Source organism: Halobacillus sp. B23F22_5 (assembly GCF_043497085.1).
Taxonomy (GTDB): domain Bacteria; phylum Bacillota; class Bacilli; order Bacillales; family Halobacillaceae; genus Thalassobacillus.
On the sequence record NZ_JBIEKI010000007.1, the window covers coordinates 92,236 to 113,357 of the forward strand.

Sequence of the window (21,122 nt, forward strand, 5' to 3'; positions counted from 1 at the left end):
GATATTACCAGGCATTTAAGACAGGGGATGATAGCTTGATTGGATGGTTGATCATTGCGTGTGAGGTTGGTTTTTGGATTTTTGCGATAAGTGGGTTGTTTGCCAGGTACGTTTTGAAAAAGAAAAGACTAGGCACGTTTTTATTGATATGTACGCCGGTTGTGGATGTAATCCTCCTGATAGTAACGGTAGCTGATTTGAAAAACGGTGCAGTCGCCTCGACTGTACATGGGCTTGCGGCTATTTATATAGGTGCCAGTGTCGCCTATGGCCACCGGATGATCCAGTGGGCAGATGAGCGTTTCGCGTTTTGGTTTGCTGGCCGGAATAAGCCGGCAAAAAAGCCCAGATATGGCAAGGCCCGCGCCCGGATAGAACGGGAAGGCTGGTATCTCCATGTCCTGGCATGGATTATTGGGGGGGCTGTATTGGGAGCAATCATCTGGTATGTAGGGAATGCGTCGCAAACCGAAGCATTATGGCGCACCTTGCAGTTGTGGACCGTCGTGTTAGTGGTTGACTTTATTATCAGTTTCAGCTACACGCTGTTCCCGAAAAAGCAGAGCTCAACATCGTTCGATTAAAAAGGGAAAAGAGAACCTTTCCCTTTTTAAGAAAATGTGGATTAGGATGATTTGTTTCCGCCAGTAACTTCCCGATCATGTCTGACTGTCAATGTAAGCATGATGATACTGAATATGGACGAAAGTACTGTACTTCCGATAAGAAGCCAGATAATGGTGTTCAGCTTATCGTTCATGGTGAACAACTCCCTTGTTTTATTGTTATTATTCTGAGCATATTCTTGAATTTTATTTACTGTAAAACTCTATATAACTGATGGGTAATTATAACCAATCGGGATAGTATGTTGAATAAAAGAAGAGTTTTGCTCCATTGGGAAGAAACTTTTAGCATTCCTATAGGATAAATTGACTCTGTGACGGATTATGAAGATGGAGTTTCACAAAGGGAGCAAATGCCTGATTTGAGCATTTGCTTTTTTTGTATGGAGTAGTATTCTTGAACTGGAATACATTGCAAAGAGATTAGGTGATTTTTTTATGAAAACAAAAGGGATTATTTTGGTCTTAATAGGTGCTGCAAGCTTTGGATTCACTCCTGTATTCGTTAAAACAGGATTTAAATATAACTATTCTTTAGGACAAATCACGCTCACCCAAATGTTCGTGAGTTTCGTTCTATTATGGGGACTGAGCCTCATGAAAGGTTTACATATAAAGGAATTATCAAGGCCCGACATGATAAAAACCTTTGCTACAGGAACGAGTGTAGGACTGACAAGTATTTTCTACTATGGAGCGATGCAGTATTTATCTGCTTCTTTAGCCATTATTCTATTATTTCAATTTGTCTGGATTGGTATGATCTATGAATGGGTGTTTAACAAGGCTAAGCCAACTAAGATCAACCTCATCGCTATGGTCATTACGTTAACAGGTGTATTTTTTGCTTCCAATATCATGGACGGAAGTATTTCAGAAATCCCGGTTATTGGGCTGATCCTAGGGCTGCTATCAGGCTTTTCTTATGCGGGATTTGTGTTTTTCAGTGGTCAAGTGGCGGTTCAATCCCATCCGGTTCTCCGTAGTTCGTTGATGGTAACAGGCTCTATGATTCTCGTAACCCTTGTATTTTTCCGGGATATTCCCACTGTCGATGTCTTTGACGGTCGGTTATGGGCGATCGGGGCAGGTGTTGCACTGGTTGGAGCTGTCATTCCGCCGTTGTTCTTTGCGGGAGGTGCTCCGCTCCTGTCGGGTAGACTTGCCAATGTATTGAGTTCGATTGAACTACCTGTCGCAATCATTTCAGCGATGATTATTCTAAATGAAACAGTTTACTTTTTACAGTGGCTGGGTGTTTTGTTGATTATTTTGGCGATTTTCGTTAATGAATCAGGGAGTCAGTTAATAAGGGTTAAAAATAGAGTTTAGGCCATAAGTGGATGGCTCTACAAAGCATTGATTTCTTTATTTGTAATAGGGGAGCAGAGTCAATCTAACATTATATCCATATAGAAGCATAAGTAGTAAAAAGGTCCAAATGAAGGAGTAGATGTGCTTGATTACGGTAGCAGAAGTGTTACGGGCAGTTTCTGAAACGGTGCTAGTTATGATGGCTATCCTTTATGGCCAACACCTGTCAAAAGCCAAGAAACAAAGGAAACTATCGACCTTTGAATATTCGATGTACCTAATAATTATGATAGCAATTGTTTTGTTAGCGGTCAGTTTATTGCTTTTTACATTTGCGAACTAATCTTTTAGATTAGGATACCACGAGGAGAATACTAGGCTTAATGACGTGCGGGACGTCCTAACCAAAACAGATATCCTTCGCAATCCCATTTAACGGAAATAGAGCATCGTGATGATAAAATAACAAATCATAACAATAGTAATAAATATTAAAGCCTCGATAATCTCTCCGGTAGTATACTTATGAAAATATAAAAGAAAATAGAGTGGCCAGGAAACATACGACACTCCGCCCAGCATGTAAAAGAATTTTTTGTCCTCCATATAATCCACCTCGATTCATCCGTACTTATTTGTACGGTTGAACTCAAGGATAGTTTCATGCACTTTTGATGTAAAAGCAGTTTAAGCGTTTTTTGTTAGTTAGCAATCTGAAAGAAATTTCTCGGAACCGAACGTGATACACTTTAAAAATATGAACAGAGCGTGCAAGGGCTTGGGAATAGTAGCAATGATGGAGGGAGAAGGATTAACTTCAAACGGTTTATGTAAAACGCTTGCCAATCATAGGAAAGTAGTGGATTATGGTTAAGTATGTCATTTTTATATATGTCATGGGGGTTATTATGGAAACACAGCTTAATAGAAAGATCATTCTTATTACATTTATGATTGGTGCATTTTTTGCCGTTTTAAATGAGACTTTGCTCAACATTGCCTTAACAGAACTGATGGTTGTATTTGACCTTGAGGCTGCTACAGTGCAATGGATGGCGACAGGCTTCATGCTCGTAATGGGGGTGCTGATGCCGATATCTGCGCTGTTGATTCAGTGGTTTACCACCAGGCAGATGTTCATCGGAGTCATGTCGGTCTTTTTGGCGGGAACAGTAATAGCTGCATCGGCCATTAATTTTCCGATGCTGTTGACAGGGAGGATGATCCAGGCCGTTGGCACAGGTCTGCTGATTCCTGTCATTATGAACGCACTCTTGCTGCTCTATCCTCCGGAGGTGCGTGGTAAAATCATGGGGACATTCGGGCTTGTGATCATGTTCGCCCCTGCTATCGGGCCGACACTATCCGGCGTGATCGTAGACTTTTTAGGGTGGCGCTGGTTGTTCATCACGGTCATTCCTTTTGCCGCTTTCTCCATTCTTTTTGGTGTGAAATATTTACAAAATGTTGGAGAAGTAACGCGTCCCAAGGCGGATGTCCTGTCGATTGTTCTTTCATCGATCGGAATTGGAGGAATCGTCTATGGATTCAGTAGTGCCGGGGAAAGCGGGGAAGGATTTTCATCTGTTACTATTCTCGCAATCCTGGGGATCAGTTTCGTAAGTTTAATCCTTTTTGTTGTTCGCCAGTTAATAATCGACGAACCTTTACTGGATGTCCGTGTTTTCACTTATAAAAGTTATGCAAGAGGAATCATTATTTTTGTCATTGTCATTATGGCCATGTTTGCATCGGAAATTGTTATGCCGATGTACTTACAAGGACCGCTCGGTTATTCAGCGAAAGTAGCTGGATTGCTGCTGTTGCCAGGTGCTTTATTGAATGGATTGATGTCCCCGGTCATGGGAACGTTATTTGATAAATTTGGTCCCAGAAAGCTGATCATACCGGGAACGGTGGTATTAACAGGCGTTATGATTTTCTTCAGTAACCTGGGGCCGGCTATTCCTATCTGGATATTCATATTTTCCTATATGGTGCTGATGCTTTCGGTTTCAGCGATATTAATGCCGGCGCAAACCAATGCCTTGAATGAACTGCCGAAGCATTTATACCCTCATGGCACGGCCATTGCCAATACATTACAGCCGATTGGGGGCGCACTGGGCGTATCGATTTTTGTCAGCATCATGAGTCAGGGACAAAATAATTATCTGAATGAACGATCTGGCGCGGTTACGGAAACGGTAATAGACGAAGCCATGATCATCGGCGTGCACCATGCCTACTGGTTTGCACTTGCTTTAAGTATCGGAGCGTTTATCATTGCACTATTTATCAGAAAAGCTATTGCTCCTGACTTTGAACCGGAAGGAAATAAACAATAGAAGATTTCAATAAAAATGAAGCCTGCCATTGCCATGGAGGCTTCATTTTTTAAATCGCTATTTTAACTGGAAGCGTTTAGCGATGCAGTCACCGGATTTGTTCGTTTTTCTACAAATCTCTTGATACGCGTCATCGCTTCATCCAGTTGTTTGATGGAGGTGGCGTACGAACAGCGGATATAGCCTTCGCCATTTGCTCCGAAAACTTCTCCTGGTACAACAGCAACTTGTTCTTCCTGCAGCAGCTGTTCAGCAAATTCAGCCGAGCTCAATCCTGTTGCCTGAATGGACGGGAATGCGTAGAATGCTCCGCCAGGATTTGGACAGTCGAGCCCGATGTCATTTAAACTGCTGACGATCAGGTTCCGTCGCTGTTTATAGCTTTCCAGCATGTGCTGGACACTTTCTCTTCCATTTTTCATCGCCTCTAAGGCAGCGTGCTGGGCCATTGTTGGGGCACACATCATCGTGTACTGATGGATTTTGACCATGGCGGCAATGATTTCAGAAGGACCAGCAGCATAGCCGAGTCTCCAGCCCGTCATGGCAAATGCTTTGGAGAACCCACTGATTAAAATCGTCCGTTCCTTCATGCCACTAATGGTTGGAAAACTGGTGTATGGCTTATCATAAGTGAGCTCAGCGTAGATTTCATCCGACAGAACGAGAAGGTCGTGCTTTTCAATTACTGTTGCGAGCTGCTCTAACTCTTTTTTCTCCAAAAAGGTACCTGTCGGGTTGTTCGGATTGCACAACATGATCGCTTTCGTTTTTGGTGTAATGGCTGCCTCGATCTGTTCCGGTTGGACTTTAAAGTCATCTTCCGCTTTTGTTTGAATCGTGACCGGTGTACCGCCGGCGAGTGTGATGGCCGGTACATAAGCAACAAAGCTCGGTTCGACGACGATGACCTCATCTCCTGGATTGACAATCGCCCGCAGTGCAAGGTCAATCGCCTGGCTTGCTCCTACGGAAACAATCAACTGATCACTAGCATTATAGGATAAGTCAAAACTTCTACTTAGATAGCCACTGATTTCCTCCCGCAGCTCAATCATTCCGGCATTTTCGGTGTAAGAGGTATAACCCTGTTCCAGCGCATGAAAGCTTTGCTCGATAAAACTCCATGGGGTTACGAAATCCGGCTCACCGACACCAAGGGAAATTACATCATCCATCTGGGCTGCCAAATCAAAAAAGCGGCGGATTCCAGATGGCTTCAGGTCTGCTACTTGCTTAGATAGATACTGATTCATGGCGATACCACAATTCTTTTATCGTCATCATCTTCATCTTCGAGGATGATGCCGTCATGCTTGTATTTTTTCAACACGAAATGAGTCGTCGTCGATAGGACAGAATCGAGTGTAGATAATTTTTCAGAAATGAAATGCCCGATTTCCATCATCGTACTTCCTCTTACGGAAACGGACAGATCGTAAGCGCCAGACATTAGGTAAACGGCTTTTACTTCCGGAAAACGGTAAATGCGCTCCGCTACTTTATCAAAACCGACCCCTCGGGCGGGTGTGACTTTTACATCTACCATCGCGGTAACTTCTTCTTTATTCTCTACTTTTGCCCAGTCAATGAGCGTTGAATAACCGAGGATGGCTTTCTTTTTTTCCAAACTCGCGATCAATTCCTCGATTTCCTGCTTACTTTTCCCCATCAGTTTTGCGATTTTTTCTACTTCCAGATTGGCATTCTTTTCAATCAGTCTCAGTAATTCTACTTCTGTTTCTATCATTTGGAACCCTCACTTTTCAAAGTTACATTTGCACCATTCTATCATAACTAAAACATAATCCTCACCTAAGGAGGAGAGTTTTTGTACTTTAAGAAAGTTTAACTGTGTTAAAGGATTAAAGTATAAGAAAAACTAAGGCTTTCGCCATAAGGACTTGGCGACAAGCCAAGTTTTTCTAATTCGAAGAAAGGGGGCAGGCCCCTTTCAGTCGCTAATTGTCTAGTAAATCAATGAATTGTCTCAAAACTGACATGGATGTCTCGTAAATTTTTGATTTTGTCTACTAAAATCACGGGGTTGTCTAGTTAATGCACGAAAACGTCTAGTATATTCCATGCTTGTCTAGTAAATGAATGTTTTGTTTCGTAAAAGATAGTTTTTTCACTCTTGTTATTGCTTAAGGAAAAATGCTTATTGATAGTTGATTACCGCCGGGCCAGGGTCCAGTTTTACCACGTCCATTGGCTTCAGTACTGGTTCATCTTTCTTATAAAAAATTTTGAAGCCCCCGTACTGGGAAGTGTCATCGCGGACGAATTTCCGGTAAAGGGTCTGCTTATCGATATAATTGCCCCATCCGTCGACATTCAGCGCGACTTCGACGTTGTCGGTCGGCTGGACGGCGTCTTTATTCGTCAGTACGCCATCAGTGAACTGGTGGACGAGCACGAATTTATCCGGCAGGTCATTTTCTTCGATGATCCTGGATAAATATTCCACAGCTTTCTGAACTTCTTTTCCGTTGACTTGACCGAGGTCCTCACCGGGTACTTCTCCTTCTTCGACACGGAATTCCGTATCGATGGCGAGATGGACATGAGGGAGCTTCAGCCATTTTTCAATTAGTTTTACCTGATTCATGACGGAGTCCGTGCCGAGCTGAATATCGAGGAGGAGTAAAGCATTGTTTTTCTCAGCAAGCTTCGCGTATTTCTCGATATCCTCTTCCGGTGTCATGCGATAGTATTTACCATGCGGGCCGGGATCGCGTTGAGCGACTGTCGTAATCAGCTCAATGGTCGGAATTGCTGGCCGCTCCGGGTCTGCGTCGGAATAGGCCTGTGTCTGTTTCTTTAATTTTTTCATCATGGCTTCTGGCTCCATTTCACCGAGGATTCCCATGTTTTCTGAGTTCGGATGGCCGTAAAATGCGACAATCCGGTTGTTTTTTAAAGGACCATCCGTTTGATCCGCAGCACCTTTGACAAGCATCTGGCCAACGGGAACCGATCGTTTAGGGTTATCTACCCCGTCCGTCTGGGCCTTCGGCATGTTTTTCAGCTCTTTCTCGGACAGCTTTTCCTTAAGAGGTTTCGCATCTTCTGAAGGCTGCAATGCTTTGTAAGGCTTGGAAGGTTCTTGTTCTTTTTTATCCTCTTTTGATTTGTCTGTTGGTTCCTCTTGTTCTGTTTCCTTCGTACTATTTTTCTCTTCTTCTTTATCCTGCGAGGGTGAATCCGAGCAGGCAGTAAGTAGCAAGGTAGTTGTTAAAATAAACAGTAAGAAAGGGAGTCTTTTCAAGGTGTACACATCCTTATCGTCATGATGATGAATAGAAAAAGCAGCCTGTATTTTAACACAGGATACCAGCTTCAGGCAGGATTTAACGTATTTGAAATCAAATTATTAAGACAAAGCAATTTTCTATTCGTTACAATGAGGGTATACCCCAATTTTTCCGAACAATACACACATATTGAAAATAAGAAGGAGATCATGATGACTGCAAATAATCGATTAACTTTTGAAAAATCAGCGATCGAGGCGATGACGGCAAAAGACCCGGAAATGAAAAAACTGGTTACACTGATTGGAGACATTTCCCTGACAAAAAGGGAAGATCACTTTAAAAGTCTTGTCCGATCATGTATCGGCCAGCAGCTATCTGTAAAAGCGGCGAAGACTATCTATGCAAGGTTTGAGGAACTGGTGGGAGAAATAACGCCGGAAGCGGTTTTGAAATTTTCCGATGAAGAACTTAGAAGCGTTGGTCTTTCGAAGCAAAAAATAGCATATCTGAGAGACCTCAGTGAAAAAGTGTTGGCTAAAGAAGTCGATCTTGATCAACTGGAAAGAATGGATAACGATGAAATAAGGAAAGTGCTGACAAGTGTAAAAGGGATCGGTCCGTGGACGGCTGAAGTGTTCCTGATTTTTTCATTGGGGCGGACAGACGTTTTGCCAGTGGGGGATCTTGGTCTCCAGCGAGCATGCCAGTGGCTGTATCAAGTGGAGCGGGATAACAACGGGAAGCAGCTCATCAAGAGCCATGCTTCTAAGTGGCACCCGCATTACACGGCCGCGTCACTTTACCTTTGGGAAGCGATCAACCAAGGTTTGGTAGCGCAGTACCCAAGTGTCGATGAAGCCTGGGAGCAGTTGAAGAATTAAAAAAAGCCATGAGCCTGTTGATTTCAGGTTCATGGCTTTTGTTCGTTTAATCCTCTACAACAAATTCAAAGTTGCCTTCAAATTTAACCTCTTTACCAAGCAGGACGCCGCCTGTTTCTATAGCCGCGTTATAAGTCATGCCATAAGCTTCGCGGTTGACTTTGCCTGCTACATCGAAGCCGGCGATCGTGCTGCCATCCATCGGGCTTTTGGATACGCCGTTATATTCAACTGTGAAGGTTTCCTCACGTGTGACATCTTTGATCGTGAAGTCACCAGTCACTTCGTATTCATCATCAGATACTTTCTTGATTGACTTACTTTCAAACACCATATTCGGGTATGTTTCAGCTTCAAAAAAGTCGCCGGAGCGAAGGTGGCCATCACGGTCTTCATTACCTGTATCGATGGAAGTGACTGGAATAGTAACCGTCACTTTAGCATTATCCAGATTTTCGAGATCTCCGTTGAAGTTTACATCGAATTCTTTGAATTCACCTTTTGCCTTGGAAACCATCATATGTTTGATTTGAAAATTCAAGTTGCTGTGCACGTTGTCTAATTTTAACGTTGACATAAAAAATTCCTCCTGAAAATGTTTTGTGTTTTTATCTTGAATTAAAGATAACTCAAAAATATCTCAAAGTCAAGATAAATAATAAAAAAAACACTCTAATTCAAGATATATGCTGCAGTATTCATCCTTATTCATAAGAAAAAAGGCGTCTGCCCCAGGTAGCTCAAAGCTGAGAGGTACCGGGAGCGAGACGCCTTTTTACGTGTCTGGCTGGTCGATTGACAAAATAGATGCCTGCCAAAATCAGGCTTCCGCCTGCCAAAGTAGAGATATGTAGCTGCTCGTTCAATAACAGCCATCCAAAGATGACACCGAATAATGGAGCAAGGAACAAAAATGCACTGACTTTTCCTGGATCCTCTTTGTTCAAAAGATAGAACCAGATGGCAAATTGCACAATCGAAGCCATAATAGCCAGCCATATCAAGATAAAGATGGAAAGGGGTGTGAGGACGAATTGTGTCTGTTCAAACAAAGCACTTCCCATTAGCAGGATAATGCCGCCAAAAAGCATTTGATAGGCAGTCAGCACCCATGTATCGAACGTACTTCCCCATTTTTTCATCAATAAGGTCGCGATAGCCCAGGAGACTGCACTGAACATGCCTAACAGTGTACCTGGCTGCTGGATATCAAGACTTGCTCCCAGAGTGATGAAGACTCCCAGAAATCCGATGACGACACCGCCCCATTGCAGCCAGCGATATCTCATCCCCATGAAAATCGTGCCGAACAGGACAACAAGCAAGGGATTGGTAAAGGTCAAAATCGACGATTCGCCTGCGGTAATTGTCCGCAAACTGAGGAAGATAGCTCCCATCACTCCCGCAGTTTGAAACAAACCTACCAATAGCATCTGGAGCCATTCCCTGACACGTCTGGGATGTTTTCGTTTAAGTAAAAATACAATCATAGCCATCAGCAAACCTGCGATCGTAAATCGTAATCCCACCAGCAGTAGTGGGGAAACAAAATGGAGCCCGATTTTACCGACAGCAAAAGAGGAGCCCATCAAGCTGGTCGTGATCACTAGCAAAACGGTAAACCATACTCTGTTCAAATACTCACCTTCATTCTGTAAATCATAATTGTTTTAATTTTCTAATTATAGCATATTCCTTTGCGTTGAGAACTTACTATTAATACTAGAAGAGCTTTAGGATGATTTTAATAGCAAAATAAAAAATCCTCCCCTTGCCAGGAAGCAAAAGGAGGATTTTAAATTTGAGAGCAGTAGAGAGAAAATCAGGGTCTGGCAGCTCCATTTCATGCTTTGTTCTTGCTAAAAATGGAAGGTATTTAAGCTTATCCGTAAAGTTCCAGACTGACCACTCCGATAATAATCAACAAAATAGAGATGATTTTCCGTGCATTTGCTGATTCGCGGAAGATTAATATACCCATCAATGTGGTTGCTGCCACACTTACGCCTGACCAGATCGCATATACGATGCTTATTTCGAGATATTGGATCGACAGTGTCAGGTAATAGATACATAAGGTGAAAAAGACGAACACACCGATGCTTGGCAGTTTTCTTGTGAACCCCTCGGATAGTTTGACACTAATATTTCCAATAGTGGAAAAGATCAAGCTGATAATCAAGTATAGAGAAGCCAAGGGATCACCTCTTTTCCGTGGATATGTCTCTTTGTTCCGGTAAATTCAATCCCACTACGCCTGCAAGAATTAAAGTAGTACCAAGAACCTTGACCAGAGAAAGCGGCTCGTGGAACAAGGATACAGCGATGATGGTGACGACGACCATGCCGCCTCCTGACCAAATGGCGTTGATGATCCCGATTTCACTGGAGCGGGTGATCACCACATAAAGTGAAAGAGCAATCCCATAGCAAGCTACTACAATTAATGTTGGCCCTACATTCGTGAACCCCTCGGAGATCTTCATGAAAGAAGTTCCGATTACTTCAAACAAAATCGAAAAAGATAACAGAAGATAGTTATTCATGCTGGATACCTCCATTTATTCGATGGTTTCATTTACCTTCTTTGAAAATTTGTTTTTTAACGATACCATCTCATCCAGTGTTTAAAACGTTAAATCTATGTAAATTTAGATATTCGTAGCTAGGAGTACAATCGGAACGCAGAATAAAAGAGAGGACGTTATATGGAGTTTTAGGGGACAGCTTGCAAAAATGTGGGAACTCAAGGGTGTTTATTTCTGGACAGGGGGAGGGGCGAGTTTGCACAAAAATCCATACAGCTTCGTATAATAGTTTGCCTGAGTTTATGAATGAACGGTAAACGTGTAGCTTATCACTGTGTCTGCAGCAGTTATGATGATAAAAGGATTGCAAAAGGGGAGAGGGCGTTGGGAGTAATAGAAACGCAGCTTTGGCTGGATGATTTTGTGAAAGCATGTGAAAAGAAAAGCTTTTTGTTTAAGCCGCCTTATGATGAGCAGCGTGAAGCGCTTTGCAGGCCGGTCCAAAAAAGCTTTTCGAAAATTCCCCCGGCTGAATTACAGGCCATTTTATTAAAACATGGCTTGTTTGAGCCGTTCGAGTGGAAACATATCCATCGCACGGTTCGTGAGATAGAAAAAAGGAATATATGGAAGATTGTCGAAGAGGAATACCGCCGTTTGAAGAGAAAATGGCATGGGCCAGAGGCACCCATTTATATCTATCCGGTAGCCCGGGCACAGCAGCCTGCTGGAAAACGCCCCATCAAAAAAAGCGGGGTAAGCTTTAAGAAATGCTTATTTTTATTTTTGGCACCCGATACGCCGGTGTTAGAAATAAAAGCCTTATTGGCTCATGAATATAATCATATGTGCCGGTTTTCTCAGAGCAAGTTGAATGAAATCAGACTCCCGCTCAAAGAAGTGCTGATCATGGAGGGCCTGGCGGAAAATGCGGTGAAAGAATTGTACGGGGAAAAGCAACTGGCGCCATGGACCAGTAACTACCGGAGTAATCGGGTGAAAGAAATATGGAAAAAGCAATTCCAATCCGCATTGCATGTGCAAGGACAGGAAAACCATCAGAAATATTTGTATGGAAAAGGCAATAGTTCACTCCCGAGATGGATTGGGTATCAAATCGGTTTTGAAATTATTACATCTTATCAGGAACGCCATGGACGACTTACTACGAGGGAATTGTTGACGAAAACGGCGGACGAACTGATTGCGGGCTCCAGTTTTCCAACTGATTAGCAGTGTATGCTTACTCTGGTTCCAAACTCCATTTCTCAGGTAAATTCCACACTTTTTACACATTTGCGGTGAGCGGGCTTGCTTCGTTGGTTTCATTCCCTCTCTGACAGGGGTTCAGCAGGATAATGCATTCAGTCAGGTGTTGTATTTTGTGAAAAAGCAGGGTTTACAGACGGCTGGTATTTGATACAATGGCGGAAACTATCCATAGAAAAGGAGAATGACATTGCGTAAAAAGTGGTTATCAGGTCTACTGTTTGCAGCATTTTTAACTCTGGGTGCATGCAGTAGTGACGGAGAAACAGCAAAAGATAATGAGAAAAAAGATACACAACAAGAACAGAAGTCCAGTGAACAAAGTGAAGGTAACAAAGAAGGCAAGGAAGGCGGCGAACAGCCTAAAATGCCTGAGCCGGATCTGAAAGGCACACCGGATGTTGTAGCGGAAGTCAATGGAGAAAAAATCAAGAAAAAAGAATTTGAGGCAGCATATAAAAGTCAATTCCAACAGGCTGCCTTGCAATCACAGATGTCAGGGCAGAAGGTTGATCAGGACAAGCTGAAAAAACAGATGGTCGACAGCCTGGTCGGTCAGGAGCTTCTCATTCAGGAAGCGAACAATCGTGATTACAAAGCTACCCAGGAAAAGAAGGATAAAATTCTCGAAGACTTGGCTAAGCAGAATAAAGCCGGCTCTAAAGAAGAGTTCCTGGCTCAATTAGAAAAGCAGGGCATGAGTGAAAAAGAAGTCATGTCTCAACTGGAAACCCAAGTGAAGGTAGAGCAACTGATTGCCGCTGAAGCAGGAGACATCGAGCCTACAGAAGAAGAAATGAAAAAAATGTATGAGCAGATGAAAGCGCAGCAAGAACAAATGGGTGGAGAAAGCAAAGTTCCTTCTTTCGAGGAAGCGAAACCATCTCTGAAACAGCAACTGAAGCAGCAAAAAGAAGCGGAAGAAGCGCAAAAGCTTATTAAGAATCTGCGTGAAGATGCAGATGTTAAAGTCCACATTTGATAACAGAAAACCAGGTCCGGAAGGGGACCTGGTTTTTTTTATTGATTCTTATTGAAAAGCTCGAGAAATGCATGGTAGATCTCAATTCCCTGAAGGAAAGGTCCTGTCCCAGTAATAGGGATACGGGCTCTTTTTTGCACTTTAAGAAAGTTTAACTTTGTTAAAGGATTAAAGTATAAGAAAATACTAAGGCTTTCGCCATAAGTACTTGGCGATAAGCTAAGTTTTTCTAATGCATGAATGATCGTGTGGAAAGGAGACAAGAAAATTAAAAACCCTGTTGCCGAGAGGAGGTTTTCGGCAACAGGGTCATTTACCTGCTAATCCAACCATCGTTTTAGTACCAAGCTGCTCCTACAATGATAAGCAGGATAAACAAGACAACGATCAACACGAAAGTGTCGCCGTAACGGGAACCACCATAACCAAGACCTCCGTAGCATCCGTAACCCATATTTAACCCTCCTAACTGTCTGATTTAATCAATTGGAAAGGGAAGGCATAGCTACTCCCTGTTCCATAATTAGTCTATGTAAGAGCGCAATGATTGGAAAGGACATTTATACAAAAAATTTTAGTTATTATGAAATGAGGATACATGCCGTTACCAACCAGACTGCCTGCCATAGGATAACTATGAATCTTTTTGCAGGCAAAGGAGGTAGTAGGCTTGTTCAATAATTTCGAGAAAAAAACCGGTGTGAAAATGGACGAAGTCATGAAGCTTGCCCAGTCTTTACAGGGTGCTAATTTTAAAGATGAAACAACGATCCGAAACGTGATCAACAAAGTTTCCAAGCTGGCAAATAAGCCAGTTTCGAAAAGTAAAGAAGACATGATTGTTAAAGCAATACTGAATGATAAAGTACCGAAAGACTTTTCCTCGATTGAAAAAATGATAAAGAAAAAACGGTAATCCCTGTTAAATAACCAGATGCCTTGCATTGTGGAGGAAGCAGGGGTTACGTATGGAAGTAACCTGGATCAGTCTGTTGGTCCAGGTGTTTTTTTGGAAAAAGCCATGCAGGATCACGCGTTCAGCCAATCATAGTACAATGTGGCCGGATCCTCCATCACTTCACTTCGATAGACCTGGGTAAAGGTCTGGATGATTCCGCCGTAAAAATAACCGAGGAAGGTCTTCTTGATTATTCCTTTCTTTTGGGCGTAGAGGCTTTGCTTGAATGTACGATTAATGACTTCTATGTAATGGTCGACTGGATAGTTCAATTGGAATTTATGGAAAGCATGGGTGACGCTTTTCCAGGCGGACCAGATGTCGTCAATTGGTAAAAAAGCTTTTGTCAGTGACGTGAAGGCTTTCGGTATGTAAGAAGGAAGGTAATCCGTATCGAAATCGGGTTTTTGTTCCGCTGCAGGCAAAGATTTTTCTTCTGCTGTTTTCTGCTGAATCTCGATCTTTTCCGAAGGTTTTTCGTCTTCTTTTTCCAGCCATGGTGAAGTCGTTTCATCCCCGGGAAGGATGACCAGGATATTGACACCGCGCTTCCCGTTGGGACGGGTAGCAGGTACGCGTTTTAAGAGCCCTTTTTCAACAAACGTATTGATCGCCCGGATGACGGTACTGCGGCTGCGCCCGGTTTTCTTCTCGATCGTTTCGTTTTTTGCAAAAGAGACGCCGGGATATTTAACAGAATGGCGCCAGATAAATTTCAAAACATCGAGTGCTCCAGCAGAAAGTTCCGCTTTGTGGTGAAATAAAAAGGAACGTACACGCAAATCCATAGTTTGTTTATTCGTGAAGGATTGTAGTTTGCTAACCTCTTGTATATTCATTATGAACATCATCCAATCAAAGCTTTTACCCTTATAATCGAAGGAAAGAAAAGTCAGGTGCTATCATAGATGGAAAAAATTCGTTTCCTGTACGATTTTTACTAATCTTTTTGTTAATAATCTTTGTTTTGCCTATGTTTCGGAGGGGATTATGGAGTCCTGACGCTTGTGGGATAAAGCGTTGATAAGGTTTAGTGCCGTGTCATTTAGCGTGTCAGGTAAGGGTAGCAAATAAAAACGGTCAGTAAAAAAGCTCAAGGCCTGCGATGCCTTGAGCTTCGGTATTTTTTATCGTTTTTTTCGGGAACTTCTCATGATGGCACTGATGATAAAGACAAAAATGATTGCGCCAATCAAAGCAGGTAAAATAGCAATACCGGCTAAGGAAGGTCCCCATGAACCTAATAGTTCACCGCCAATCCATGCACCTACAATACCTGCAATAATATTTCCAATGATTCCGAGTGGCATGTCACGGCCGATGATAGCTCCGGCGAGCCAGCCGATCAGTCCACCCACGATTAAATATAAAATAAGACCCATAATGGTTAACCTCCTCTTTTAAAATCTATTATGGATATATCCCGCCTGAACAAATTTAAAACATCACGTGTCAAAATCCCTTATATTGGCATGATGGAAACGATTTGTTGAATACGTACAAAAAAGGTAGAGTCCCCGGCTTGTAATGCGATGTGATCTGGCTGGACTTCCGTCAATTCACCACGAATGGTATCTTTGGTAGTCTCCACAATCAGGTTTTTGCCAACGACAGATTGGAGACGGCTAACAACAAAAGGATCGAACAAGGTTTTATATTGCACATCTATACCCTGATTTCTGCTTTGGTGATGATACATGAAAATTCCCCCTTTATGGTAATCGGTACAATTTATGCAGTGGGTGAGGGAGTGGTGAAAAGGACATAAAAAACCCCTTAACCTGGATAATGTTCCATGGTAAGGGGGGATGCTGATTACTGAATAATCGGCTCGAACTTTTCCCGGTAGCCGGGATGGAGTAAATAATATAACGGATAACCTTTCGTGTAAAAATACTGGATGAGCGGACCTGCAAAGGCGGTGCCAACCACCGTGCCGATTCCTACAGGACCACCGATCAATAAAGCAGTCGTCGACGTAGTGATGGCTATTGCTGTCTGACTCACCAACAGACTGATTCTGAACTTCTTGGCGATGACTAAGAATAATTGATCGACCGGCGCCCGTGGCAGCTGAGGCAAAATATAAATAGCCACGCCTAAAGCAGTGAAGGCCACACCAGTTGCTACCGTGATAAGCTGGATAAGAAATGGTGCGGCTGCCAGGCTCATATTGTTGAAAACGACTTCCAGCCAGAAGTCCAGAACCAGACTTTCCAGCACAAGCGGCAGTAAAGCTCTGAATTCCGGCTTTTGCTTTGCCAGCCATCCATTCAGGAAAATGAAGGCAAGCTGGAAGGTGCCGTACCAAATCCCTACTGTAAAACCAAATCTATCTTCTAACCCGACAAATAATGCTGTCCAAAATCCTGCGCCTAAAGCAGCTTTAATTAAAAGGGCTACTCCGAAAAAATTGACAAAAATACCCAGGATATATACGGACATGCGGTAAAGCATTCATTGACCCTCGTCTTTCTTATTATTGTTTGTTCAAATTTTGTTGTTAGGCAATTTTATTAGCAGAATATTTTTGCGTCAATAGGGTTTGATTATTTTTTGATTATAAAATTTAAGCAGGAGGGGAGAAGCTTTTAATTACTTAATAGGACAGGGCTTACATGAATAGCATGGTATATAGAGACTACCTGAGAGGGTGAAGGAAGCATGCAAATCCATGTGGTGGAATCCGGCGATACGTTATGGGCGATAGCCAGGCGTTATCGTTCTGATATGAATCAGATTATATTAGCCAACCAGATAGACAATCCGGATGTAATCGTGGTCGGTCAGGCGCTGGTCATTCCGGAACCGGGCCGGGAATATGTGGTGCAGGCGGGAGATACGCTGTGGGCGATTGCACAGCGTTATGGAATTTCTGTGCAGGATTTACAACAAGTGAATCAAATCAGTAATCCTGCTTTGATTTTTGTCGGGGATATGCTGGTGCTTCCTTATTTTCCGTATACCGTTCAGCCGGGCGATACATTATGGGCGATTTCCCGCAGGTTTGGTGTTTCGATGCAGCGGGTCATTCAGATTAATAACATCACCAATCCTTCGATGCTGTCTGTCGGGCAAATGTTGTACATCCCAAGGGAGCCACGGCCTGTAACAGAAATTAATGCTTACCTTACCAACATGAGTGAGGAAGGAAGACGTGAGGTGCTTGCCCTTGGCCGGAATTTTACGTATCTGTCGCCATTCACTTACTCGATTCAGGAAGATGGCACGATCACGGAGATGAACGATACGGGAGTATTGGAAGCTGCTAGTGCTGCCAATGTCGCTCCCCTGCTTGTATTGACCAACTTCCGGGATCGGTCGTTTGACTCGGATATCGCGGCTACCATTTTACGAAGTCCGGAATTGCAGGAAACATTACTTACCAATATACTCGCTAAAATGGAAGCTAAAGGCTATACGGGTCTTAATATTGATTTTGAATATGTCTATCCAGAGGACCGGGAAAACTATAATAATTTTTTGAGGCGGGCCGTGGCCAGGCTGCGACCGGAAGGGTACACAGTCTCGACGGCACTTGCCCCGAAAGAAAGCGCGGATCAGCAGGGGCTTTTATATGAAGCGCATGATTATGCTGCTCACGGGGAAATCCTCGATTTTGTTGTCATCATGACTTATGAATGGGGATGGGCCGGCGGCGAGCCATGGGCGATTGCTCCAATCAACAAAGTACGGGATGTCCTGGACTATGCCGTGACAGAAATTCCGAGGGATAAAATTCTGATGGGTATCCCGTTATACGGGAGAGATTGGAAGGTTCCATGGGTGCAAGGGACATTCGCAAGGACGGTGAGTCCCAAGGAAGCAGTCCAATTGGCTCAACGGTACGGAGTGGATATCCAATATGATGAAACCTATCAATCCCCATTTTTCCGTTATGTCGATGGAACCGGCCAGGAACACGAAGTCTGGTTCGAGGATGCGCGCAGCATGCAGGCGAAGTACGACACGATTAAAGATTATGGCTTACGCGGCGGGAGTTACTGGGTGCTTGGAAGTACGTTCCCGCAGAATTGGCCGGTGTTACGAGATAATTTCAGAATCCGAAAGTATTCGTGACTGTGAGTCTCTCATCGCTGTAGGGAGGCATCACGAAAAGGGCAAGGGCACTTTTTGTGACCATGCAGAAATTTTAACGAGTAGAATGCTTATTGCAAGTCATAGGCGTACCAGATTCCTCTCCAGGATTCCGGTACGTCTTTTTCTACATATTGAGCATTATTTACCGATATATTCATAAAAATCTATCTATTTCCAAGAGAGCAGCCAAGGTACAAATAATAAATGGTAAAATAAAGGAAAATTAAGAGGGGAAGAGTGGTAGATATTCGGAAGCGGAAATGGATTAAAAATATAGTTTTATGGATAGCGGCGTTTTTCTTAATTATTTTTTCGATTGATATGCCAGCGTTGGGCTACAAAAACCTGGATTACATTCCACAAACAAACAGCTATAAAATTACCAAATATAGCTGGTATGGAGCGCCTCTGATTCATGAATCGTTCGAAGGGGATTCCGATGAAGCACTGAAGGTTTTTCAAAACCAAACCAGAGTCCAGAGAATCCAAAGTGTAACCATGGTTTTTGCCCTGATGGCTATTCTATCGTGGTGGGCCAGGGAGAGGAAATTATATACATATGGTAGTGCATGGTTAGCGGTGATATTTTTGGTGATTGATATTATGGTAGTTATCCGTTTGAGTTAAGAATTTGTAAAGAAAGGATTTGTCAGCTATGTCAACAAAAGAAGAGCAGGTCGTTTATATCGTATTTGTATCAGCTATTATGTTTATCCTGCTTGCTTTCATGCCTAACGGAGGTTTTCTTACCGTAGACTTTACTTCTTTCGGTTTATATTACCTACTCATCATGCCGATTATTTTGGATGAGCCTTCCAGGAAACGGACGAGACGAATTGTTCTGACAGCACCTATTATCATTATATTGATGGAGCTAGTAGAATTCCTTGGTAGGCTTTGATTAGTGTTCTGGCTGATGGGGCACGGTTGTTATTTATGCCAGAAAGTTTTATCCGCTTAATCGATGTGTTGGGAGATGAAAAAATGGAGCAATTGTTCGAACAGTTACCAAAGCTTAAGACGAAGCGGTTGATGTTAAGAAAAATTAGCCTGAATGATATCGAGGATGTATTTGCGTATGGATCGAACCCTAATGTATCGCAATATGTCAGTTGGGAGACCCATCAATCGCTTGAGGACGCCCGGGAATTTGTGCAGTTTGTCCAGGAGGGATATCGACTGGGCAAAAAAGCGCTATGGGGAATGGAGTTAAAGTCTACTGGAAAGATTGTGGGTACGATTGACTTTGTTACCGTAAATACCAAGCATAAGCGGGCAGAAATTGGATATGTATTAGCCGAGGAATATTGGGGCCAGGGATTAACCACCGAAGCTACCGAGAGGATAATCGCTTTTGGATTTAACGAATTGGACTTAGAGCGGATTCAGGCGCGGTGTTTTGTAGACAATGTTGGTTCACAGCGGGTAATGGAAAAAGTCGGTATGAGATGGGAAGGAACCATCAGAAAAGGAATGCTGGTGAAAGGAAAGTTTCGCGATTTGAAGCTTTATTCCATTTTATCGGAAGAATTTCATCCATGATAAGGGGGAAGTAATGATCGGTAAACAAACCACACAGCTATTTATATAGATGTTTTAAGAAAAAGTAGTTTATGGGCAGAGGGGGGGGAGGCATTATGATACAGGTGGTAAAGGCGAACGTCCATCACGTCCAAGGGATAGCTGATGTTTGTTCGGCAGCTACAAGGTCCACTTATAAAGATATTTACACGCCGGAATATATTGAGCGGGTCATCAAAGAATTCTATAACCCTGCCAGAATTTTGACGGAAGTTACTTATTCAGAAAAAGACTGGGGCGGCTATTTCGCAGCAGTTGAAAACAATGAAGTGATTGGTGCTTGTGGAGGCGGAATGATCAGCGATAACGCGGGCGAAGTATATGTTTTATATCTTGATCCTCGAAGACGTAATGAGGGAATTGGTACGAAACTGCTGGAAGCAGTCAGCCATCAGCAAAAATATGAGTTCCATGCGAAAGAACAGTGGGTTTCTGTTCAGGAAGGTAACACAAAAGGGATTCCTTTCTACGAAGCCAGAGGGTTTGTATACCGGTATAAGCAGGCAGGGTATGGTAATGGAGAAGCGGAAAACTATATCACATTACGGTACCATCGTTATCTCTAGGTTTTACTATTTAAACAGCACTCTTTCTGCATCGCGCCCATACGATAAAAAGTGAACGATAAGGAGGGCGATCGATGTATACGAATCTTTTTCAGGGTGCATATCCTTTTAATGTGCGACAAAACGCAGCGGATTATGGGGCAAAAGGAGCGTTGAATGCAACTTCCCTGACTCTGCCACAAATGTTGACCTATGCGATGCAGGACGAATATTTGGCACAAGCGAGATATCGGGATGTGTTGAGTAATTTTGGGTATGTGCGTCAATTTGCGAATATTCAACAGGCGGAATTGAGGCATATCCAGGCATTGCTTCCATTGTTCCAGCGCTATCAGGTTCCTGTGCCGGGTGATATTTCCGAGACATTTGTCTCTACCCCAGCGTCGGTGAAGCAAGCATTTGCTGAAGGAGTCCAGGCGGAAATCGATAATATTGGGATGTATAATAAATTCCTAACCTACATGCTGCCACAGGATGTGAGGGTGGTATTCACTAATTTACGCAATGCTTCTATGAATCATCTGGCTGCGTTTGAGAGGGGACTTGCAAGGGACTTTCAGGAATGAATCCAAAAAAAAAGGCAGCATGCTAACCAGGAAAAGGGGGAGGTCACTGGTAGGGTGCTGCCTTCATTCATCTTCATCCTAACAGATATAGACGCTTTAAACCAATAAAGTAATTGAATTGTAATACGATTTTTACAATCGT

Annotated in this window: 27 protein-coding genes; 14 read left to right on the forward strand and 13 right to left on the reverse strand. The window is 43.0% G+C overall.

Annotation, left to right across the window (positions count from 1 at the left end; genetic code table 11):
• Positions 1 to 35: 35 nt before the first annotated feature.
• A complete protein-coding gene (locus tag ACGTN9_RS11535) occupies positions 36 to 584 on the forward strand; it encodes a hypothetical protein (RefSeq protein WP_499592915.1) in 549 nt (182 codons plus the stop codon).
• Between the two features lie 41 nt (positions 585 to 625).
• Here the strand turns inward: ACGTN9_RS11535 and ACGTN9_RS11540 are convergent, their stop codons facing one another.
• Entirely contained in the window at positions 626 to 760 is a 135-nt protein-coding gene (locus tag ACGTN9_RS11540; protein ID WP_499592917.1) for a hypothetical protein, read from the reverse strand.
• Between the two features lie 304 nt (positions 761 to 1,064).
• On the opposite strand from ACGTN9_RS11540, the gene ACGTN9_RS11545 reads away from it, so the two are divergent.
• The 3 genes from ACGTN9_RS11545 to ACGTN9_RS11555 all read left to right on the forward strand — a co-directional run bounded on the left by ACGTN9_RS11545 (position 1,065) and on the right by ACGTN9_RS11555 (position 4,288).
• Positions 1,065 to 1,958: an EamA family transporter gene (locus tag ACGTN9_RS11545; RefSeq protein WP_499592918.1), complete on the forward strand. Its 894-nt coding sequence runs from the start codon at positions 1,065 to 1,067 to the stop codon at positions 1,956 to 1,958.
• A gap of 127 nt (positions 1,959 to 2,085) precedes the next feature.
• A complete protein-coding gene (locus tag ACGTN9_RS11550) occupies positions 2,086 to 2,283 on the forward strand; it encodes a hypothetical protein (RefSeq protein ID WP_499592920.1) in 198 nt (65 codons plus the stop codon).
• A 565-nt stretch (positions 2,284 to 2,848) separates the two neighbouring features.
• Positions 2,849 to 4,288: an MDR family MFS transporter gene (locus ACGTN9_RS11555; protein ID WP_499592922.1), complete on the forward strand. Its 1,440-nt coding sequence runs from the start codon at positions 2,849 to 2,851 to the stop codon at positions 4,286 to 4,288.
• A 62-nt stretch (positions 4,289 to 4,350) separates the two neighbouring features.
• Here the strand turns inward: ACGTN9_RS11555 and ACGTN9_RS11560 are convergent, their stop codons facing one another.
• From ACGTN9_RS11560 to ACGTN9_RS11570, 3 genes are all read right to left on the reverse strand, one after another.
• Positions 4,351 to 5,544, reverse strand: a complete 1,194-nt coding sequence (locus ACGTN9_RS11560) for an aminotransferase (RefSeq protein WP_499592924.1) — start codon at positions 5,542 to 5,544, stop codon at positions 4,351 to 4,353.
• Positions 5,541 to 6,038 carry an Lrp/AsnC family transcriptional regulator gene (locus ACGTN9_RS11565; RefSeq protein ID WP_499592926.1) on the reverse strand — a complete coding sequence of 166 codons (498 nt, stop codon included), beginning with the start codon at positions 6,036 to 6,038 and terminating at the stop codon, positions 5,541 to 5,543. Before ACGTN9_RS11565 ends, ACGTN9_RS11560 begins: the two co-directional genes overlap by 4 nt.
• Before the next feature lie 411 nt (positions 6,039 to 6,449).
• Positions 6,450 to 7,559, reverse strand: a complete 1,110-nt coding sequence (locus tag ACGTN9_RS11570; RefSeq protein ID WP_499592928.1) for a hypothetical protein — start codon at positions 7,557 to 7,559, stop codon at positions 6,450 to 6,452.
• Positions 7,560 to 7,580: 21 nt separating this feature from the next.
• Here ACGTN9_RS11570 and ACGTN9_RS11575 point away from each other — a divergent pair, with 21 nt between their 5' ends.
• On the forward strand, positions 7,581 to 8,429 hold the full coding sequence (locus ACGTN9_RS11575; protein WP_499592929.1) for a DNA-3-methyladenine glycosylase family protein: 849 nt from the start codon (positions 7,581 to 7,583) through the stop codon (positions 8,427 to 8,429).
• A 46-nt stretch (positions 8,430 to 8,475) separates the two neighbouring features.
• Here the strand turns inward: ACGTN9_RS11575 and ACGTN9_RS11580 are convergent, their stop codons facing one another.
• The 4 genes from ACGTN9_RS11580 to ACGTN9_RS11595 all read right to left on the reverse strand — a co-directional run bounded on the left by ACGTN9_RS11580 (position 8,476) and on the right by ACGTN9_RS11595 (position 10,975).
• The gene (locus ACGTN9_RS11580) at positions 8,476 to 9,006 is read right to left on the reverse strand and encodes a YceI family protein (RefSeq protein WP_499592931.1); all 531 of its coding nucleotides are present in this window, start codon (positions 9,004 to 9,006) and stop codon (positions 8,476 to 8,478) included.
• Between the two features lie 163 nt (positions 9,007 to 9,169).
• A complete protein-coding gene (locus tag ACGTN9_RS11585; protein ID WP_499592933.1) occupies positions 9,170 to 10,066 on the reverse strand; it encodes a DMT family transporter in 897 nt (298 codons plus the stop codon).
• Between the two features lie 245 nt (positions 10,067 to 10,311).
• Entirely contained in the window at positions 10,312 to 10,626 is a 315-nt protein-coding gene (locus ACGTN9_RS11590; RefSeq protein ID WP_499592935.1) for a DMT family transporter, read from the reverse strand.
• Positions 10,627 to 10,630: 4 nt separating this feature from the next.
• A complete protein-coding gene (locus ACGTN9_RS11595) occupies positions 10,631 to 10,975 on the reverse strand; it encodes a DMT family transporter (RefSeq protein ID WP_499592937.1) in 345 nt (114 codons plus the stop codon).
• 288 nt (positions 10,976 to 11,263) lie between these two features.
• Between ACGTN9_RS11595 and ACGTN9_RS11600 the strand changes: the two genes are divergently transcribed.
• Together ACGTN9_RS11600 and ACGTN9_RS11605 are read left to right on the forward strand one after the other, a co-directional pair.
• Positions 11,264 to 12,190 carry a DUF2268 domain-containing putative Zn-dependent protease gene (locus ACGTN9_RS11600; protein WP_499592939.1) on the forward strand — a complete coding sequence of 309 codons (927 nt, stop codon included), beginning with the start codon at positions 11,264 to 11,266 and terminating at the stop codon, positions 12,188 to 12,190.
• A 220-nt stretch (positions 12,191 to 12,410) separates the two neighbouring features.
• Positions 12,411 to 13,208, forward strand: coding sequence for a SurA N-terminal domain-containing protein (locus ACGTN9_RS11605; RefSeq protein ID WP_499592940.1), 798 nt, complete (start codon positions 12,411 to 12,413; stop codon positions 13,206 to 13,208).
• A 337-nt stretch (positions 13,209 to 13,545) separates the two neighbouring features.
• Here ACGTN9_RS11605 and ACGTN9_RS11610 read toward each other — a convergent pair whose 3' ends face one another.
• Positions 13,546 to 13,662: a YjcZ family sporulation protein gene (locus ACGTN9_RS11610; protein ID WP_084315614.1), complete on the reverse strand. Its 117-nt coding sequence runs from the start codon at positions 13,660 to 13,662 to the stop codon at positions 13,546 to 13,548.
• A gap of 216 nt (positions 13,663 to 13,878) precedes the next feature.
• On the opposite strand from ACGTN9_RS11610, the gene ACGTN9_RS11615 reads away from it, so the two are divergent.
• Positions 13,879 to 14,124: a stage VI sporulation protein F gene (locus ACGTN9_RS11615; protein ID WP_499592943.1), complete on the forward strand. Its 246-nt coding sequence runs from the start codon at positions 13,879 to 13,881 to the stop codon at positions 14,122 to 14,124.
• Between the two features lie 113 nt (positions 14,125 to 14,237).
• Here ACGTN9_RS11615 and ACGTN9_RS11620 read toward each other — a convergent pair whose 3' ends face one another.
• The 4 genes from ACGTN9_RS11620 to ACGTN9_RS11635 form a co-directional block, all read right to left on the reverse strand.
• On the reverse strand, positions 14,238 to 15,005 hold the full coding sequence (locus ACGTN9_RS11620) for a helix-turn-helix domain-containing protein (protein WP_499592945.1): 768 nt from the start codon (positions 15,003 to 15,005) through the stop codon (positions 14,238 to 14,240).
• Positions 15,006 to 15,293: 288 nt separating this feature from the next.
• Positions 15,294 to 15,548, reverse strand: coding sequence for a GlsB/YeaQ/YmgE family stress response membrane protein (locus tag ACGTN9_RS11625; protein WP_499592947.1), 255 nt, complete (start codon positions 15,546 to 15,548; stop codon positions 15,294 to 15,296).
• Positions 15,549 to 15,628: 80 nt separating this feature from the next.
• A complete protein-coding gene (locus ACGTN9_RS11630) occupies positions 15,629 to 15,865 on the reverse strand; it encodes a YuzF family protein (protein WP_499592948.1) in 237 nt (78 codons plus the stop codon).
• A gap of 116 nt (positions 15,866 to 15,981) precedes the next feature.
• A complete protein-coding gene (locus ACGTN9_RS11635) occupies positions 15,982 to 16,623 on the reverse strand; it encodes a YczE/YyaS/YitT family protein (protein WP_499592950.1) in 642 nt (213 codons plus the stop codon).
• 207 nt (positions 16,624 to 16,830) lie between these two features.
• Here ACGTN9_RS11635 and ACGTN9_RS11640 point away from each other — a divergent pair, with 207 nt between their 5' ends.
• From ACGTN9_RS11640 to ACGTN9_RS11665, 6 genes are all read left to right on the forward strand, one after another.
• Positions 16,831 to 18,246, forward strand: coding sequence for a glycoside hydrolase family 18 protein (locus tag ACGTN9_RS11640; protein ID WP_499592952.1), 1,416 nt, complete (start codon positions 16,831 to 16,833; stop codon positions 18,244 to 18,246).
• Between the two features lie 258 nt (positions 18,247 to 18,504).
• Positions 18,505 to 18,894: a hypothetical protein gene (locus ACGTN9_RS11645; protein ID WP_499592954.1), complete on the forward strand. Its 390-nt coding sequence runs from the start codon at positions 18,505 to 18,507 to the stop codon at positions 18,892 to 18,894.
• A gap of 28 nt (positions 18,895 to 18,922) precedes the next feature.
• A complete protein-coding gene (locus ACGTN9_RS11650) occupies positions 18,923 to 19,168 on the forward strand; it encodes a hypothetical protein (protein ID WP_499592956.1) in 246 nt (81 codons plus the stop codon).
• An 83-nt stretch (positions 19,169 to 19,251) separates the two neighbouring features.
• Positions 19,252 to 19,809, forward strand: coding sequence for a GNAT family N-acetyltransferase (locus ACGTN9_RS11655; protein WP_499593042.1), 558 nt, complete (start codon positions 19,252 to 19,254; stop codon positions 19,807 to 19,809).
• 95 nt (positions 19,810 to 19,904) lie between these two features.
• Positions 19,905 to 20,414, forward strand: coding sequence for a GNAT family N-acetyltransferase (locus ACGTN9_RS11660; protein WP_499592958.1), 510 nt, complete (start codon positions 19,905 to 19,907; stop codon positions 20,412 to 20,414).
• Between the two features lie 74 nt (positions 20,415 to 20,488).
• Positions 20,489 to 20,980 carry a ferritin-like domain-containing protein gene (locus tag ACGTN9_RS11665; protein WP_499592960.1) on the forward strand — a complete coding sequence of 164 codons (492 nt, stop codon included), beginning with the start codon at positions 20,489 to 20,491 and terminating at the stop codon, positions 20,978 to 20,980.
• Positions 20,981 to 21,122 lie beyond the last annotated feature (142 nt).